Annotated in this window: 2 protein-coding genes and 1 pseudogene; 2 read left to right on the forward strand and 1 reads right to left on the reverse strand. The window is 57.3% G+C overall.

The annotated features are described in order from the left end of the window. Together ORS3428_RS07710 and ORS3428_RS33880 are read left to right on the forward strand one after the other, a co-directional pair. Positions 1-471 (forward strand): sarcosine oxidase subunit gamma (locus tag ORS3428_RS07710; RefSeq protein ID WP_274534790.1); only part of this gene is annotated, 471 nt, incomplete at its 5' end. A 94-nt stretch (positions 472-565) separates the two neighbouring features. Further along, a pseudogene (locus ORS3428_RS33880) lies at positions 566-720 on the forward strand (IS481 family transposase); the annotation flags it as partial. A 140-nt stretch (positions 721-860) separates the two neighbouring features. Here the strand turns inward: ORS3428_RS33880 and ORS3428_RS31285 are convergent. Then, positions 861-1,841 (reverse strand): GlxA family transcriptional regulator, encoded by a 981-nt coding sequence (locus tag ORS3428_RS31285; RefSeq protein WP_244507886.1) that lies wholly within the window; start codon positions 1,839-1,841, stop codon positions 861-863. Positions 1,842-2,854: the final 1,013 nt, after the last annotated feature.

The raw sequence follows: 2,854 nt of genomic DNA on the forward strand, positions 1-2,854 counted from the left end.
CTTGCTGAAATATTAGGGCGGCGCTTCGGACTGAACCTTCCACAACCGGGGAATTCCTACAGCAATGGCATCTACACACTGCTCTGGGTCCAGCCCGGGAGTTGGCTACTCCATGGGCCTACGGAAGTCAGTGAGACACTCTTCATGGAATTAGCGTCGTTGCTGGCTGGCATCGCTGCTGTTGTGGACCAAACCCACGGCAAATGTGTCCTGCGGTTATTGGGACCCAAGTCGCGCGAGGTTCTCGCCCGCTGCTGCCGGCTCGACCTGCACCCGCGGGTTTTTGGCCCGGGACGTTGCGCGGTGACACTAGTGGCCCATCTGCCATGTGTCCTGCGGCAGATCGACGAAACACCGTGCTTCGACCTCATGGTCGCTTCCAGTCTCGCGAGGTGGCTGTTTGACGAACTCCAGGAAGGATCTCCTGTCTTCGGGCCGCGTTCCCATGCGGCCAGTTCCGGCTCCTGCTAACCGGAAATCATCAGATATCTTCTGTTAATTTCTTAGGTTCTTGAGATACTTGACGCCTCACGGCCTGGGACGTCGTCTTCTGGAACGCGGTGTGGACGCAATCGTTGCGCTGCGCCGACAGCGCCTGACCGGCAAACACATCGCCGTGCGAAGCAGCGTGTCGCAGGCGACGGTTAGCCGGCGGCACGCGCCGGCCCGTCGCGGCTGAAAAACCTGGAGCCAGTCGAGCCGGCGCACCGCTATGAGTGGTAGCATCCCGGTGAACTCTCCATCTCGACATGAGGAAGCACGGTTGGATCGGCACTAGAGACACCGCATCACCGGCAGCCTGCAAGCGTTCCTTATTAATCGTGGCGGGAACCTCCTCGCTAGCATTCGGCCGTTGACGACTAAGACGCACCTGTTTTGACGTTCCTTCTTGGCCGGCCTTCTGTGAACTCTTCGCGCCTTTTGGCGCCTATGCCGGGCGGGCGGATTTGCTTACCTCCATGGGCTTGCAGCCGCGCTTGATGTGGTGCGCATCCGTGGACTTGGCGATAGGCTTTGGAGAAGTGCGATGCAGAAAGAAACCCACAAGCCATCGCAATGTACACAACCGGCAGAGGAGAAGTGATTAGCAGCAAGTGTGCCTTCTCCAGACGAAGATCCAAATAGTAGCGGCCAGGAGAACATCCAAGTTCTCTCTTAAAAAGGCGCTCAATTTGCCGGCGAGAAAGACCTGCTGATGACGCAAGCGCATCAACAGGAATTGGATCATTGATGTTTTTCTCCATATGATCGATTACCTTGATCACCCGCGCATGATGCAGCTGGACTCGAGAATGAAGAGGTAACCGTTGACGATCACCGGCTGAACGCATTCTGCATGCGATCGCTTTCTCGCAGATCCGATTGACAACATTCAGGCCGTGATCCCGCCCAACGAAGCCCAAGAACATGTCAAATGGGGCATCGCCACCGGGGCAGGTGTGAAAGTCCCCGTCGTTTTCGAAACTGGTTTGAGCAGCCAACACATCAGGGAAGCGTTCGACAAACATGGGGAATTGCTCCCAGTGCACCGAGCAACGCCGGCCGTCTGCAAGTCCAGCGCGGGCGAGCACGATGGTGCCACTGCTGATGCCTACCAAGCAGGTGCGGCGGTTGCGGCACTCCCTTAGCCATGCATCGAGTTGTTTGTTCGGACCAGGAAAACTACCGCTGCCGACGACCACGACAACGGAATCCAAGCGCGAATGCCAACCTCTGTCGCGTTGACACGTGAGCGAAGCATCGACGCCGATCACTAGACCGCAACTCGAAGCGACAGATTGTCCGTCATTCGTTACAAGTTGCCAAGCATAAACGTCCCGTCCGATCACCTCGTTCGCCATCCTAAGAGCCTCTATCGCTGACGAGAGAGCTTGAAGTGAAAAGGCGGGTAGGAGGTAAAAGCAAAATGTGCGACATCCGGGCTCCGAGCCTGACGCGTCGACGTACCCTTCTTCTGGGCGACGAAAGGACAGCATAGGCACACCTATATCTAGTGTTCGCGAAATACGCGGGAAAGCGCCAAAAACGTTCGTCCATAAGTATAGCCACTGGTTGCACACTGGCGCTCACCAATCCCGCAGCGACAAGCGCCTAAAATCTGCACTGGTCGGCGGTCAAACGAACGTTTTCTGCCGCCGAGGCCCCGGGAGTCGAAGAGGTACCGGCGATTGCATCACGTTCGCGGGTGGATTCAACAATCGGTGCCGCAGGCGGGTAGTGGGCAACGCCTCGGGTTTCCCTGGCCGCTCCACAGATTTTTGCTTTGCGCTATATGGGCCCGGCGCGTGGACCGGGCCACTTTGGAAACACAAGACCTCAGGCAAGGCGTTCGTCGACCTGCAACATTCGAGTTTGGGCGGACGATATCGGCCTGCGCTCAGCGTGGAGTGTTTGGGGAGTGGCGGAGCAGTCGGATCGATCTGTCGGTGGTAGTAGCCTACACGCCCCTGGGCTCGCTATCTGGTGCGAAGTGTCGAATTCGCGACTTCGGGCCGATCGATCGCAGGTCCTTGGCGTAGAGCTCTCACTCGGTTGTCGGCCTTAAAGGTCATCTCTGGCTAACGAAATTGAAGCATTAGCTGTAAGGCCGTCGCCCACTGCGGGTGGCGTCTCCTTGGCTAGCCATTTTACGAATCTTGCGTGGACGCTGTACAAATGCTGACTTTCTGCAGATCTAGCCCTCGGTTCGCGGAATTCCGAACCCATATCCAGCTACAAAAGCATGTCTAGCTATCGAGGAGTTCGCAATCCATGACCGTTCGCGCCGGCCGGGAATTTCTGGCTATCCCGGGGCCTACAACAATACCCGACGAGGTGCTGCGGGCCATGCACCGACCGGCCCTTGATATATATT

Origin of the sequence: Mesorhizobium sp. ORS 3428 (assembly GCF_001854785.1) — a bacterium.
Taxonomy (GTDB): Bacteria; Pseudomonadota; Alphaproteobacteria; order Rhizobiales; family Rhizobiaceae; genus Mesorhizobium.

Coding starts and splice junctions, on each gene's coding strand:
- ORS3428_RS31285 (WP_244507886.1), bottom strand. CDS start 1,841: ATGGCGAACGAGGTGATCGGACGGGACGTTTATGCTTGGCAACTTGTA.